This window comes from Kitasatospora sp. NBC_00374, from assembly GCF_041434935.1.
Lineage (GTDB): Bacteria > Actinomycetota > Actinomycetes > Streptomycetales > Streptomycetaceae > Kitasatospora.
On the sequence record NZ_CP107964.1, the window covers coordinates 6,757,889 to 6,772,264 of the forward strand.

Here is a 14,376-nt window from a genome sequence, read left to right on the forward strand (position 1 = left end):
CCTTGGGCTAGCGACAGCCAGTGCGGTGCGAAGACGCAGGTCAGCGCCACTTTTTCGCGCACGGCACCCAGCGGGCAAACGGGTTGCCGGGCCACTGTCCGAAAACGTGTCAGATCGGACCGTTTTGTGATGGCAAGTGAGATGGATCACGCGGCCCGGAGTCCTCCGGGCATTGACCAGCGGTCTTTTTCCGCCGGTAGGTTCGGGGCTTTGCGCCGAGTTTTTCTCCGGCTGGCGCACCGGACGATTCATGGAGGTTTTGTGCTACTCCTACGGAGTGCTGACCATCAGCCAGAACGCTCGCAGGCGTCCTGGCTCCGGCGACGGCTCGCGGTGGTCACCGCAGCCGCTCTCGCCGGTTCTCTGCTCGTTCCCACGGCCGCCGCCGCGGCGGCGGGGCCGGACTACTCGAAGATCTGGACGCCGCCGAACACACCGGTGGGCAAGACGGCGTCGGTGAAGGGCCAAAAGGCGCCCGCCGTCCCGGTCGCCAAGCCCACACACGACGTTCCGCCTACCTGGACACCCCCGAAGGACGCCAAGCCCGCGGCCGCACCTCACGGCCGTGCCGACGTGGATCTCGGCGCAGCGGCCGGGGCCGCGAAGGCTCAGGGCTTGCAGGCGCCGTCGACCGGCGCACCGACCTCCGGTGCGGAGGCGGTCGCCGGGTCCCTGCCGGTGTCGCTGGCGCCGCTGCCCGGCGCCGGAGACGTGCCGGGGCAGACGGTGCAGGTCGAGGTCGCCGACGAGAAGACGGCGGCTGCGGCAGGCGTCGCCGGTCTCGCGGTCACTCTGGCCCGTGGTGGAAAGACGGAGGCCCGTCCTGTGCGGGTCGCGATCAACGCCGACCGTCTCGGCGGCCGATTCGGCGCGGACTGGGCGGCGCGCGCACAGCTGGTAGCGCTCCCGGCCTGCTCCTTGACGAGCCCTGAGGTGAAGGGCTGCCTGGAGCGCACGCCCGTGGCCTCGCACTACGACGCCGCCTCCAGGAAGCTCGTCGCCGACGTGACCCTGCCCGGCACGGACACCACGCCGCGCACGAGCATCCAGTCCCTGTCGGCCGCGGCACCCGCTGCGGCCGGCGCCTCCGGCGGGGCGATGGTCCTCGCCGCGGTCTCCGGGTCGTCCGGCGGAGCCGGCACCTACGCCGCGACGCCGCTGAACCCCTCCCAGGCCTGGGAGGCGGGAAGCCCGTCGGGAGCGTTCGACTACTCCTACCCCATCCAGGCCCCGCCTTCCCTTGGCGGATCGGTGCCTGCGGTCGCGCTCTCTTACAACTCGGCGTCGGTAGATGGCAAGACGTCCTCGACCAACGCCCAGGCGTCGTGGATCGGTGACGGCTGGGACTACAGTGCGGGCTTCGTCGAGCGTTCGTACAAGCCGTGCTCGAAGGCGGGCATAGCCGGCTCCGGCGACCTTTGCTGGGGCGGCGCGAACGCCACCATCTCCCTCAGCGGTCACTCCGGCGAACTCGTCCCGGACGACGCGTCCTGCCAGCAGAACGCCCCCGGAACCACCGAGCAGTCGGACTGCACCTGGCGACTGAGGGTGGACGACGGCACGAAGATCCAGTTCATGACCGGCGCCACGAACGGCACCTGGAACGGCTCTTACATCAAGGTCACTGGCACCGACGGCACGGTCTACTACTTCGGGCTGAACCACCTTCCGAAGGCCGACGGCAGCCCGAGCACAGCGGGCTCGGACAGTGGCTCCGCATGGACCGTCCCCGTCTACTCCCCGAGCGCAGGCGATCCCTGCTACGACAGCGCCAAGGGCAAAACCTCGTGGTGCCAGAGCGCCTGGCGGTGGAACCTCGACTACGTCGTCGATCCGCACGGCAACCTCACCACCTACACGTACAACCCGGAGGCCAACTGGTACGCCATGGGCGGCGGCCAGAGCCACGGTTCCGGCGAGATGCACTCGTACACCCGCGGCGGTGTTCTCAAAGCCGTCAACTACGGCCAGCTGCTGAGCGACCAGATCAGCGCGAACGGCACCTGGCAGAGCGCCGCGCAGATCGAGTTCAAGTCCGACGAACGCTGCGTCACCTCCCCCGCCGCCTGCGACCCCGCCCAGCGCACCAGCGCCCACGCGGGTGACTGGCCCGACGTCCCCCTCGACCAGGACTGCGGCCAGAGCGGCACCTGCACCAACTACGGCCCGTCGTTCTGGACCACCAAGTGGCTGACCTCCGTCACCACCCGGGTCCGCACCAACGGCGCGTGGCAGGACGTCGACCTGTACGAGCTCGGCCACCGGTTCGTCAACGTCCAGAACACCACCGAGAACACCCAGGTTCCCTGGCTCGGCTCGGTCACTCACACCGGCAAGGACACCCAGGCGTCCGCCACACCGATCGCCCTGCCTCCGGTCACGTTCACCGAGATGCTCCTGCCGAACCGGGTCGACGGCACCAACCTCGTGCCCTCCCGGCCCGCGTACAACCGGCCCCGCATCCAGCTCATCACCACCGAGACCGGCGCCACCATCGGCGTCGACTACAAGAGCGCCGACTGCTCCCGCGACCGCGCCGACATGCCCAACTCGGCCGACACCGACACCCGGTCCTGCTACAACGTCAAGTGGCACCCCACCACGGAGCAGCCGGGCGCCGACCCCATCGACGACTGGTTCCAGCGCTACCCCGTCGCCACCGTCACCGTGAACCCGAACACCCCGGGCGCAGTGCCGATGGCCACCGCGTACAGCTATGGCAAGGCCGCCTGGCACCGCAACGACTCCCCCTTCACCGAGACCAAGGACCGTACCTGGGACCAGTTCCGCGGCTACGCCACCGTCACCACGGTGTCCGGTAGCGGCCAGGACGGCCCCAAGGCCCAGAGCACCTCGACGTTCCACCAGGGCATGGACGGCGATGCCACCACCTCCGGCACCCGCAGCGTCCAGATCTCCGGCGCCAAGAGCGGTACAGTCACGGACTCCGACTGGCTCTCCGGTCAGAGGCTGGAGACCGACACCTATACCCAGGCCGACGGCACCATCACTGCCTACAGCGTCGCAACCGGTACGGACACCACCGTCACCGCCACCCACACCCGGCCGGGCCTGCCGGCCCTGATCGCCCGCTACGCGCCCAGCACGGCGATTTCGCTCTCGAAGGCCCTCAAGGCCGACGGCTCCTGGCGGACCACGGGCACGACCACTACTCGCGACCCTGCCCACGCCAACCGCGTGCTGTCCACCCTCGACACGGCCGACGGCCTTCCCGACGCCTGCGTCCGCACAAGCTACGCCTCCGGGCCCGACCCACAGGTCTCAGGTCTGGTGGCAGAGACCATCGGCGTCAGCGGACCGGGAGCCTGCACCGCGACCCCGTCCACGGCCAACCTTGTCTCCTGGTCGCGCCAGTACTACGACGGGCTTCCGCTCGGGCAGGCCGCGGCCAAGGCCGAGCCTACTTCCGCCGACACGATCGACCACTTCGGCGGTGCCACACCGGCGTTCGCCGCCGAGAGTACGCAGACCTTCGACAGTTACGGCCGGGTTCTCACCTCCACCGATCCTTCCTCCACCGATCCCGCCCACCCGGCCGGCGCCGCGACGACGGTCACGTTCTCGCCTGCCAAACCCGGTGAGCTGCCCGGCACCGTGACCGTGACAACACCAGCACCTGCTGGCGCGGTCGACGCAGCCACTGGCCGGGTCGCCTCGACCGTGTTCGACACCGCCCGCGGTCTTCCGAAAATCAGTACCGACTACAACGGCAGGTCCACCACCGAGACCTATGACGCGCTTGGCCGCCTGGCCGGTGTCTGGCTCCCGGGACGTGACACCGGCAAGCCCGCGAACAAGGCGTTCGCGTACACCGTCCCCGGTGTCGTCAACAACAACGCAGTACCCCCCACAACGACGGCGACGTCCCTCGTCGGTGTGCCGGACGCGGGCGGCAACTACGCCACCCTGCCGGCGGTCCAGATCATGGACGGCCTCGGCCGGACCATCCAGACACAGTCCGCCCCCGCGACCTCGGCGTACCAGCCCGGGCGGATCATCACCGACACCGCCTACGACTCCCAGGGCCGCGTCACCAGGAGCAACGACTCCTGGTTCAACAACGCCGCCGGACCTGGCACCACCCTCTTCCAGACCACCACCAACCAGGTCCCCGCCCAGACGCACACCGTCTACGACGGCCTCGGCCGACCTGTGACCGGCGAGTTCGTCGCCTACGGCGTCGTGCAGACCAGCACGACCACCGCCTACCCCGGCATCGACCGCACCGACGTCACCCAGCCCGCTGGCACGATCCCGACCAGCGCGGTTACCGACGCGCGCGGCCGCACCACCCAGCTGTGGCAGTACAGGACCGCCACCGCCACCGGCAATCCCGCCGACGCCGACGTCACGTCCTACGCCTACACCCCGTCCGGACAGTCCGCCTCGCGCACTGACGCGGCCGGCAACAGCTGGACCTACGGCTACGACCTGCGCGGCCGCCAGACCACCGCGACCGACCCCGACACCGGGACCAGCACCACTGCCTACGACACCGCCGGTCGGCCGGCCACTACCACCGACGCCCGCGGGCAGAGCATCACCCGCGCCTTCGACCTCCTAGGCCGCACCACCGCCACATACACGGGCACCGTGGTCGACCCGGCCAAGCAGCTGACCGCCGCGACCTACGACACCGTCGTCAAGGGCCAGCCCTCCACCTCCACCCGCTACGTCGGCGGAGCGAGCGGCACCGCCTACACCAGCGCGGTCCTCGCCTACGACACCTCCTACCACCCCACCAAGGCCACCCTTACCATCCCCGGTGTTGAGGTGGGCTCCGCCAGCCCGTTCACCTATACCTACCAGACGAACTACGACCAGAACACCGGCCTGCTCGTCAAGGACAGCCGCTCCGCCATCGGCGACATCGCCTCCGAGATCGTCCTCTACAGCTACGAGAAGTACGGAACACTCCAGGGCTTCGGGGCGCTCGGCGGATCGACCTACTCCCTCTCCAACGACTACGACGCCTTCGGCCGGCCGATCCGCTCCACCGCCAACCCGTGGGGCACCCAGATCGTCGTCACCAATACCTACGACGATTCCACCGGCCGCCAGCTCTCCCAGTACGTCGACAAGCAGACCGCCGCCACCGGCACCGTCCAGCAGACCACCTACGCCTACGACCCCTCCGGACGCCTCACCGCGATCCGCGACATCCCCAACAACACACCCGCCAACACCGACCTCCAGTGCTTCGGCTACGACCACCTCGGCCGCCTCACCGACGCCTGGAGCGACACCGGCGCCCTGACCATGACCGCCCAGCCCGCCGTCGGCGGCCGCGGCACCTGCGCCAACACCAGCCCCACCAGCGGCGCCCAGGCCCCGAAGAAGACCACCGTCGGCGGCCCCGCCCCCTACTGGCAGACCTACACCTACGACCCCACCGGCAACCGCACGTCACTCGTCCAGCACGACACCGGCGGCGACACCACCAAGGACACCACCACCACCCAGACCTTCCCGACAGCGGGAAGCAAGAACACTCCCACCAACGCCCCCAACACCGGCGGCGGCACCGGCGGCCCCCACGCCCTGACCAGCTCCACCACCACCGGCCCCACCGGAACCACCGGCGCCAGCGCCCAGTACGACGCGATGGGCAACACCACCGCCGTCACCGACACCTCCGGCACCGCCACCCTCACCTGGGACGGCGAGGACAAACTCGCCTCTTACACCAAGACCGGCACTACCGGAACCACCACGTACCTCTACGACGCCGACGGCAACCAACTCATCCGCCGCAACCCCGGCAAGACCACCATCAACCTCGGCGGCGACGAACTCACCTACGACACCACCACCAAGACCCTCACCGGCACCCGCACCTACCAGATCCCCGCCGGCCTCACCTTCGTCCGCCAAGGGGGGAAGTCGACCTACCAGGTCAACGACCACCACGGCACCGCGGGCCTCGCCCTCGACGCCACCACCCTCGCCGAAACCCGCCGCCCCACAGACCCCTTCGGCAACCCCCGCGGCACGCAGCCCGCACCCGGCACCTGGGCTGGCGACAAGGGCTTCATCGGAGGCACCAAGGACGACACCACCGAACTCACCAACCTCGGCGCCCGCCAATACCAACCCACCACCGGACGCTTCCTCAACCCCGACCCCATCCTCGACCCCGGTGACCCCCAGCAATGGAACGGCTACGCCTACAGCAACAACAATCCTGTCAACCTCAGCGACCCCAGCGGTCTCACGAGCGGTGGCTCGACACCCACCCTGGGAAATACCTGCGAGCGTCACTGGTACGGCTACAAATGCCCGTACAGCCAGGGGGTCGAACTCAGCGGAAGCTTCGGCGACGCACTCGCAGGCATCGGCCGAGCGGTCATTGACACACCCACCGGCTGCATTCACCTCCCCGCAGGCCAGACCTGCGACCACGACGCCGTGGGACATAAATACGACAAAATAGTCAAGGGCCTGGGGGTTGACACCGAATCGGATGCCTACCACGTCGCAAACGACACGACAGGAGCAGCATTCGCCGCAGTCGGCATCGCCGCACTGGCCAAGTACGGATTTCGATCCCTCAAGGCAATAAAGGGAATGCTCCAGGGGGTTCGGAATCTAGCCAGCGGATTCAAGAACGCCGCCGCTGGGATTTCAAAGGCACTACGTCCCCTGTCGGGAGTCGGGAAGTCCGGCGGCGCAATCCCGTTTAGCTTCGGCCCATACAGGCCGGATGGCAACAAAGTATTCCACGGGCATGGGACTTGGAATGAACGGAACGGCACCACGATCATACCGGACCATATCAAATCCCTCAGCTTCTATACGGACCACGGAAAGGTACTAATTCAGGCAAAGGGCCTTACAATATCTGGACAAAATGGCCACCTGAAGAAGCCTGACGAGATATTCTTTCCAGGCGACGAGGTGCCCGACTATACCCTGCACCCTCTTGGGAAGCGTTTTCAATACCGCATTGGAACCGAGGTAGTCGACGAGCCCACGCTCCTGAGTGAACTATTGAAGAAGGCTTCAGGCGATTGCCATTGGGCTGCATGTCGAAAAGTTGAAAAGCTACAACCCTAGACGTTCGGATAATTTCCACTGCGGAGTCTGCACAGGCTAGTTGCTTTGTTGGCTGCAAATGAGAGCCTCCTCGGCGGCTGGAAACGCGGACAGCACCTCCGACGATGGCAGTCATCAGATCGCAGCGAAGACCTCCGATGCCAGGGACGGCAGAGTGACTGTCTCCCTTCGGTTCACGCTCGGAGGTCTTCGCGACCGTCAATCGATTCCAGCACTGAGGAGAACACCTTTTTGGTGGCCTCGAATAGACGACACTGGAGGCCGAGACCGCTAGATTCCGAGATGATCCGCTCATCGACCCGGTGGCGAAGTCTCGAAATTAACGAAACTCCGACGCCAACGCCCAGTCAGCACGTTACAATGGCCCCGCCCCCTTCTGACTCACGAACCCTTAACACCGAGCCCCAAGGAGAATCAGTGGAGTACCTCGACCTCGCTCCATACGAGTACTCGGAATTTCCGATCCCAATGCTTTCGATCGGCTGGCTGGGGCGCGAGCACGGGATTCAACGGCTCGGATCAGACCCATCCACTGCTACATCGTTGACCAGAGTGAAAACTTCCTCGCGCCGCCTCGGATCACTCACGCTTGGCATGCATCTTTGCGAGTTCTGCCCGGATGGTCACGAATTCACGGGAAATGGTGAATATAGATACTACGCCCAAGGTGGAGAAGTATTCGCCGCGCCAATGATGATTACCCACTACATCGAGGATCACCAGTACTGCCCTCCGGCGCAGTTCGTAAACTCCCTCGCTGGCCTGGATGAACTCGAATGGGACTGGCGTGCAGAAATTCTCTCAAAAATCCTTCGGGATCCCGAGCAAGACCTTCACTTTCGCTGTGAGGCGATCGTCGATCTCGCAAACTGGGTAGATGTCAGGGCGTTTAACGCGCTGATGGGCGCAGCAAGAGATGAAGAACTTGCAGATGTTACCGGCCTTGAGATCGGAATATCATTCGGCTCCCTAATGTCGCGCGGCTTCACTGCGCATGGACTTGATGCAATTCCGAGCCACATCAAGTATGCTATCGATCATTATGAGGAGCTGATCTGACGTCAACTCGGTCGATTGGCATAACGATTACGGCGCGAGAAATCTCCCGAGTTGAGAAGTCCCGTCGAAACAAGGCGGTTTCTAGGGCCGATGCAACTTGATCAGGCTGTGATAAATTTATGTGCGCTCGGCTGGGGTTGGGGTTTCCCAGCCGAGCGTTTTGCGGGGCGCCCGTTGAGTTTGGCGGCGACGCCGGCCAGGTGCTCGGGACCGTGGACGGACGGGCTGGCTCCCTTCGGAAATCTGCCGCAGCAGGCCGTTCTCGTTGGAGCCGCGCTGCCGGAGGCTGCCGGGGTGCAGAAGTAGACTGGGACGCCAGCGGCGACATGAACGAGCGGGGCGCGGCCATCGCCGCGCCCCGGCTCCAGGTCAGCGACCGGACCAGGTACCCGGAAAGGCCACCCTCGATGATGCGCGACGGCATTCCGGAACCTGAATGGTCGGAAGCTCTGATTCCGCAGGGGATGGAATATATGTCGATCTCTTCAGTGAATCAACGGGGAGAGGTCCTGTAAAGAATTCCTGGAGTTCGGTAAGAAGGGGGGCGATTATGTCTTGTGCGTCAATACGGATCGCCCTGGAATGAAGCGTTTGCGCGAGTCCGCAGCTGAGGTCCGATAGGGGCGCCTGGCCGTCCGATCGAGGGCTCCCTTGTCTTGTAGATGGTTCAGGGGGTTCGGGTGTGGCATGCCAGGTCGTCTTCCAGACACATCGCCGGGAATCCGGCGCTCGCGCCGCGTGCGTCGGCACGCCCTGCGGCACCGCGCTTCCGACTCCGCTCCGCACCCCGGCTATGCCCCGGGCATTTGCCGCATCGACCACGGCGGCGGGACTCTGGTGGGCCGTCACCTTCCGGGCCACACGCCTGGCTGCCTCGCCCGGGCCGTCCTTCGGCCGAGCCCGTTTGCGCAACCTCACCACCGCCTACCTGCGCGCCGCCGAGGCGCGGAGTTGAGCCAACTCCTGGCGTGGCGCCGCCGCTTGGGTCAGGCTGCACGGCATGGACTGGATGCCCCTGCTCTCCACACTGGCCGGCGCCGCGATCGGCATCGCCGCCACCCTCTTCGCCGACCGCAACCGTTGGCGCCGCGAGGAGGCGCGGCACACCCTGGAGGTGCGGCGCGAGGTGTACACCGCGTACGTCTCCGCCCTCAAGACGGCGGGTGAGGAGATCCGGGCGGTGGCCCTCGGTGACCATCTATCCGACGCGGCGCGGGGCACCGCCGTCCGCGAGGTGTTCCGCGCCACTGGCCTCTACACCGCGAGCGAACGCCTGTGGCTGGTCGGTCCACCCGCTGTGGTGGCGGCCGCCAATGAGGCCTTCCACTCCCTGCGCCACCTCCGCGACGCCTACGCTGCCGGAGCGCCGGTCGGCTCCCCGACGGACGCCCCCCTGATCGCCGCCCGCCGCGCGGCCATGGCGCGGATGCGCGAACTCATGCGCCAGGACCTGGGCGTCGGTCCGCTGGGAATCGACTGAACCGCCGCGGTGGCGGTCGAGTTGCTGCGGATGCCGGTGGCGTGGCGCCCGAGACCGGATGCTGCACGACCTCGACCTCGACCTCGACTTCGGCCGGCGCTGCTAGCGTCCTGGTATGACAAGGTCCACCCAGTTGGCCATTCCGGCCTCCTGTTGGGGTTCGTGCTTGCGTACTCCGCCCTCTTCGTGCTCCGGTCCTGCGCGAGCACCGCCCCGCACCCGAGTCCGGTCGGACAGTGGACGGCCGAGGGGACGACCGGGGCCAGGTTGGCCCTGCTGGAGGGTGGCCGGCTCGGCCCGTCGGCGATACCGGCCGCCGCCTGCCGTGAATCCGAGCAATCCCCGGCGACGGACGACCTGTGGGAGGTGAGGGACGGTACCTGGGAAGCCGGCTACGAGACGGATGCCGGACACCAGGTGTGGATCAGCTTCGCGCAGCCCAAGACGTGTCACCTCGCACTGTCGAGCCACGCGACGGGCGGGAAGCACACCCTCTGGCTGGGCGAGTACGGAAACTCCTGGACGTTTGACAGGCCCTGATTGCTACTCAGCTCGGGTGGCGCTACCGGTGCCGCCGTACCGAGAACTCGTTGCCGTCGGGGTCGAGCATCAGCGCCCGGCCGCTGTCGTCGTCGCCGCCGACGTCGCTGCGCGTCGCGCCGAGCGAGACCAGGCGGTCGAGTTCCGCTACCCAGTCGGCGTCGGCGGGGAGCGCCAGTTCGAAGAAGAGCCTGTTCGGGCCGGTCTTCGGTGCCACCGGAGGGCCGCCCCACGTGATCTTCGTACCGCCGTTCGGCGACTGGATCGCGGTCTCCTGGTCCTGGTCCCAGACCAGCGGCCACCGCAGCGCCTCGCTCCAGAAGTAGCCGACCTCCTGGGTGCCGTCGCAGGCCAGCGCTCCGATGAAGCCGGTGTCGGCGAGGAACTTGTTGCCGGCCTCGATGACGCAGAACTCGTTGCCGTCCGGATCGGCGAGCACCACGTGCCCCTCTTCCGGGAGTTGGCCCACGTCGATGTGGGTCCCGCCGAGTTCCAGGGCCCGGGCCACCGTCTGCCGCTGGTCCTCCGGGGAGGTGCTCGTCAGGTCGAAGTGGGCCCGGTTCTGGCCGGTCTTCGGCTCCTGGCTCGGCAGGAAGCGGATGCGGAACCCGGCGGGGCCGGGAGGCAGGATCGCCGCGCTGTCGTGAGCGGCGTCGGCCACCTCCCAGCCCAGGAGGGCGGCCCAGAACCGCGCCAGGGCCGACGGCGAAGGCGAGTTGAAGCAGATCGCGGACAGCTGACTGGTCATCCCGTGCATCTCCGTTCCGCCGCCGGTCGATCCGGCGCCTTGCTCGCTCGCGCGAGCGAGCGCAGCCTAGAGCGGCTGTGCGGCACCCGCATCCGGGTTTTCGCCGCGGGGGAGCCCGGGCAGGCGGACGGCCTGCCCGGGCCGTTCGGCAGCCGGCGCGGCGATCCGCGCTACCCCGCGCAGCGGGTGCCCGCCGCCGGCACGGTGCCCGAGACCAGGTAGGCCGTCAGGGCCGCGTCGATGCAGGCGTTGCCCTTGCCGAAGGCGCCGTGGCCCTCGCCCTCGCGGGTGAGCAGGGTGGCGTTGGCGAAGCCCTTGGCGAGGCTCTCGGCGGCGGCGTACGGGGTGGCCGGGTCGCCGGTGGTGCCGACCACGAGGATCGGGGCGCTGCCCTCGGCGCGGACGGTGTGGGGCTTCTCCGGGGACTTGAACGGCCAGTTCGCGCAGGTGGAGGTGAGCAGTTCCTCCGGGGTGGTGCCCTTGGCGACCAGCGGGGCCTCGGCGTCGAGCCTGGCGACCTGCTGCTTCAGCTTCTCGGGGGACGGGGTGGCGGCGCCGCCGTCGGCGCACTTGATCGCGCGGTTCGCGGCGTCCATCGGGTCGTAGTGACCCTGCTCGTCCCGGCCGTTGTAGCTGTCGGCCGCGGCGAGCAGCAGGTCGCCACGGTGCTGGGTGATGGCCGCGGTCAGGGCCTCGCGCAGCCTCGGCCAGGCCGTCTTCTCGCTGCCGTAGAGGAAGGCGCTCGTGCCGGTCCAGCCCAGGTCGCTGTTGAGCCGGCGGCCGTCCGGGGTGTCCAGCGGGTGGTCGTGGAGGCCTTCGAGGTAGTCCGCCAGCTTCTGCGGGGCGGCGGCCGGGTCGGTGCCGAGCGGGCATTCGGCGGCGTGGGTGCGGACGCAGTCCTCGGCGAAGCGCCGGAACGAGGACTCCATGCCGATGACCGAGCCGATCGCGAAGTCCAGCTGGTCGGCGGCGGGGTCGACCGCGCCGTCCAGGACCAGCCGCCCGGTCTTCCCGGGGAACTCCTCGGCGTACAGGGCGCCGAGGTAGGTGCCGTAGGAGATGCCGAGGTAGTTGAGCTTCGGGTCGCCGAGGGCCTGCCGCAGGACGTCGAGGTCCCGGGCGGTGTTGCGGGTGCCGACGAACGGGAGGATCCGGCCGGACTTCGCCTGGCAGGCGGCGGAGATGGCCCGGTCGGTCGCCTCGACCGCCGCCTTGCGCTTCGCCGGGTCGAGGGGGCGGTCCTGCTGGGACAGGTCGTCGCGCTGCTTGTCGTCCAGGCACAGCACCGGGGAGCTGGCGCCCGTGCCGCGCGGGTCGAAGCCGACCACGTCGAGGCGGTCGTGCAGGGCCCCGCCGAACCGCTTCGCGCCGGACCGGACCATGTCGACGCCGGAGGCGCCGGGCCCGCCGGGGTTGACGACGAGGGAGCCGACCCGCTGACCGGACTGCGCGGCGGGCAGCCTGATCAGGGCGAGGTCGAGGGCGTCGGCGGCGGGCTTGGTGTAGTCGAGCGGGACGTGCAGCTTGCCGCACTGCATCCCCGTGGGGTCGGCGTCGCCGGCGTTCGGGTCGGCCGGGCAGGCGCTCCAGGTGATCTGCTGGCCGTAGAAGGACGCGAGCGCCGGGTCGTCCGCTCCGGCGGGCCTGCCCGACAGGGTGGTGGCGGCCGTGGCGTGGTCCGTGGACGCTGCGGACGGGTCGTCGCAGCCGGTGGCGAGCAGAAGCGCGCCGGCGGCGAGTGACGCCAGGAGCAGGCGGGGGCGGGTGGGACGCGGAGATGTCACGGTGATTCCTGTTCGAGCCGAGGGCAGAGGTGCGCGGGCGGCGCCCGCGGGGCCGCACCCACCCGTCGGAGGCGGTACCTGAGTACCCGTCACGGCGCCGCCGGTCCGGGTCCGGGCGCCGGCCCCCCGGACGGCACGCACAGCCTCATACGACCAGGAGAAGCCGCCGCTCGACAGCGAAGTACCGCGCCCACGAACGGATCTTTCGGTGCCTCGGCCGTATCACTTCGGCCCCCGCCCGACGGCCCGGCCCGACGGCCCAGCCCCGACGGCCCGGACCCGCGGCCCGGACCTACCAGGCGGGCCGGCCGACGGCCGCCGCCAGCGGGGAACGGGGTGCGCGGCCCAGCAGTCGGCGCAGGTCGCCACCGGTGCGGTCCATGAATCCGGCGGCGATGGCGGAGCAGGTGCCGACCAGCATCGGCACCTGGAACGGCTCGACGCCGAAGCCGGCGATGCGTGCGCGGGCCCGGGCGAGCGTCTCCGGCCGGTAGGTGAACCGGGGCCCGTGCGCCCGGGCCAGGTCGGCGCCGCCGACGGCCTGTTCACCGACGAGTTCGTAGCTGCGTCCGGCGTGGGCGGGGGCTTCCAGGGCCACGCGGACCGCGGCGTCGGCGAGATCCGCGCGGGCGACGGCGGCCAGCCGTCCGTCGCCGAGGGGGGCTGTGATCCGCCCGTCCGCGGAGGGCGCCGCGATCTGGCCCAGCAGCTCCGCGTACAGGCCGTTGCGCAGGATCGTCCACTCCAGGGTGCTCGCCCGCAGCCGGCGCTCGGTCCAGCGGTGGGGCAGGGCGTAGGGGAGGTGGTCGCCGGCGGCGGTCAGGCTGGTGTAGACGACGTGGCCCACGCCCGCCTTCTCCGCGGCGTCGACGGCGGCGCCGTGCCGGGCGATGACGGTGTCGTCCTCGCCGTGGCCCGCGGAGATCATCAGCAGTACGTCCACCCTTTCGAAGCCCCGGGCGAGGGTGTCGGGGTCGTCGAAGTCGATGCGGCGGGCGGGGGACGGGGCCGGCGCCTGCCGGGGGTCGCGCGTTCCGAAGGCGGTGTCGTCGCGGTCGGCCAACCGCTCGGCGACGAGCGTGCCCAGGTCGCCTGCGGCGCCGGTGACCAGGATCATCGGGGTCTCCCTGTTCGGGTAGGTTCTGTTCGGTAACCGTCACCATCCTGCGGTTTCGTACCGGGGCGCGTAAGGAGGCACTTCGATGTCGGTGGGGCACACGGAGGTAACCGTCGAACCCGTCGTACCGTCCGCCGGACCCGTCGTCAGGTGCGGGGACGAGCACGAGGACTGCGGGATCCGCGAGGTGCTCGACCGGATCGGGGACAAGTGGTCGGTCCTGGTGGTGGTCGAACTGGCCCAGGGCATACGTCGGTTCCGGCAGCTGCAGCGCGCCGTCCCGGGCATCTCGCAGCGGATGCTGACGCTCACGGTGCGCCGGCTGGAGCGGGACGGACTGGTCGCCCGCACGGTGTACCCGACGGTCCCACCGCAGGTCGAGTACCGGCTGACGGAGATGGGCCACAGCCTGACGCATCTGGTGAAGGCCCTCGCGGACTGGTCCGCGGCGCACCGCGACCCGATCGCGCGGGCTCGCCGGGAGTGGGACGCCGAGCACCCCGACTCCGGGATCCGCTGAACGGCCCGTGCCGCGGCGTGCGTTGCGCCGGCATCACGCCGGCATCACGCC

The 14,376-nt window shown here is 68.9% G+C and carries 7 protein-coding genes and 1 pseudogene; 4 read left to right on the forward strand and 4 right to left on the reverse strand.

Features of this window, described 5'->3' with window-relative positions; all coding sequences use genetic code 11:
* Positions 1-615 precede the first annotated feature (615 nt).
* Together OG871_RS30120 and OG871_RS30125 are read left to right on the forward strand one after the other, a co-directional pair.
* Positions 616-7,077 carry an RHS repeat domain-containing protein gene (locus OG871_RS30120; protein ID WP_371501139.1) on the forward strand — a complete coding sequence of 2,154 codons (6,462 nt, stop codon included), beginning with the start codon at positions 616-618 and terminating at the stop codon, positions 7,075-7,077.
* A 417-nt stretch (positions 7,078-7,494) separates the two neighbouring features.
* Positions 7,495-8,136: a hypothetical protein gene (locus tag OG871_RS30125; protein WP_371501140.1), complete on the forward strand. Its 642-nt coding sequence runs from the start codon at positions 7,495-7,497 to the stop codon at positions 8,134-8,136.
* A 240-nt stretch (positions 8,137-8,376) separates the two neighbouring features.
* Here OG871_RS30125 and OG871_RS30130 read toward each other — a convergent pair.
* Positions 8,377-8,521: pseudogene (locus tag OG871_RS30130) on the reverse strand (IS30 family transposase); the annotation flags it as partial.
* 615 nt (positions 8,522-9,136) lie between these two features.
* On the opposite strand from OG871_RS30130, the gene OG871_RS30135 reads away from it, so the two are divergent.
* A complete protein-coding gene (locus OG871_RS30135; RefSeq protein ID WP_371501141.1) occupies positions 9,137-9,616 on the forward strand; it encodes a hypothetical protein in 480 nt (159 codons plus the stop codon).
* Positions 9,617-10,178: 562 nt separating this feature from the next.
* On the opposite strand, the gene OG871_RS30140 is transcribed toward OG871_RS30135, so the two are convergent.
* The 3 genes from OG871_RS30140 to OG871_RS30150 all read right to left on the reverse strand — a co-directional run bounded on the left by OG871_RS30140 (position 10,179) and on the right by OG871_RS30150 (position 13,805).
* Positions 10,179-10,904 (reverse strand): VOC family protein, encoded by a 726-nt coding sequence (locus OG871_RS30140; protein ID WP_371501142.1) that lies wholly within the window; start codon positions 10,902-10,904, stop codon positions 10,179-10,181.
* 170 nt (positions 10,905-11,074) lie between these two features.
* Positions 11,075-12,688 (reverse strand): alpha/beta hydrolase, encoded by a 1,614-nt coding sequence (locus tag OG871_RS30145; RefSeq protein ID WP_371501143.1) that lies wholly within the window; start codon positions 12,686-12,688, stop codon positions 11,075-11,077.
* A gap of 292 nt (positions 12,689-12,980) precedes the next feature.
* Complete coding sequence (locus tag OG871_RS30150; RefSeq protein ID WP_371501144.1) at positions 12,981-13,805, reverse strand: NAD(P)H-binding protein; 825 nt, start codon at positions 13,803-13,805, stop codon at positions 12,981-12,983.
* 85 nt (positions 13,806-13,890) lie between these two features.
* Between OG871_RS30150 and OG871_RS30155 the strand changes: the two genes are divergently transcribed.
* Entirely contained in the window at positions 13,891-14,325 is a 435-nt protein-coding gene (locus OG871_RS30155) for a winged helix-turn-helix transcriptional regulator (RefSeq protein ID WP_371501145.1), read from the forward strand.
* Positions 14,326-14,376 lie beyond the last annotated feature (51 nt).

Coding starts and splice junctions, on each gene's coding strand:
- OG871_RS30155 (WP_371501145.1), top strand. CDS start 13,891: ATGTCGGTGGGGCACACGGAGGTAACCGTCGAACCCGTCGTACCGTCC.
- OG871_RS30150 (WP_371501144.1), bottom strand. CDS start 13,805: ATGATCCTGGTCACCGGCGCCGCAGGCGACCTGGGCACGCTCGTCGCC.
- OG871_RS30135 (WP_371501141.1), top strand. CDS start 9,137: ATGGACTGGATGCCCCTGCTCTCCACACTGGCCGGCGCCGCGATCGGC.
- OG871_RS30140 (WP_371501142.1), bottom strand. CDS start 10,904: ATGACCAGTCAGCTGTCCGCGATCTGCTTCAACTCGCCTTCGCCGTCG.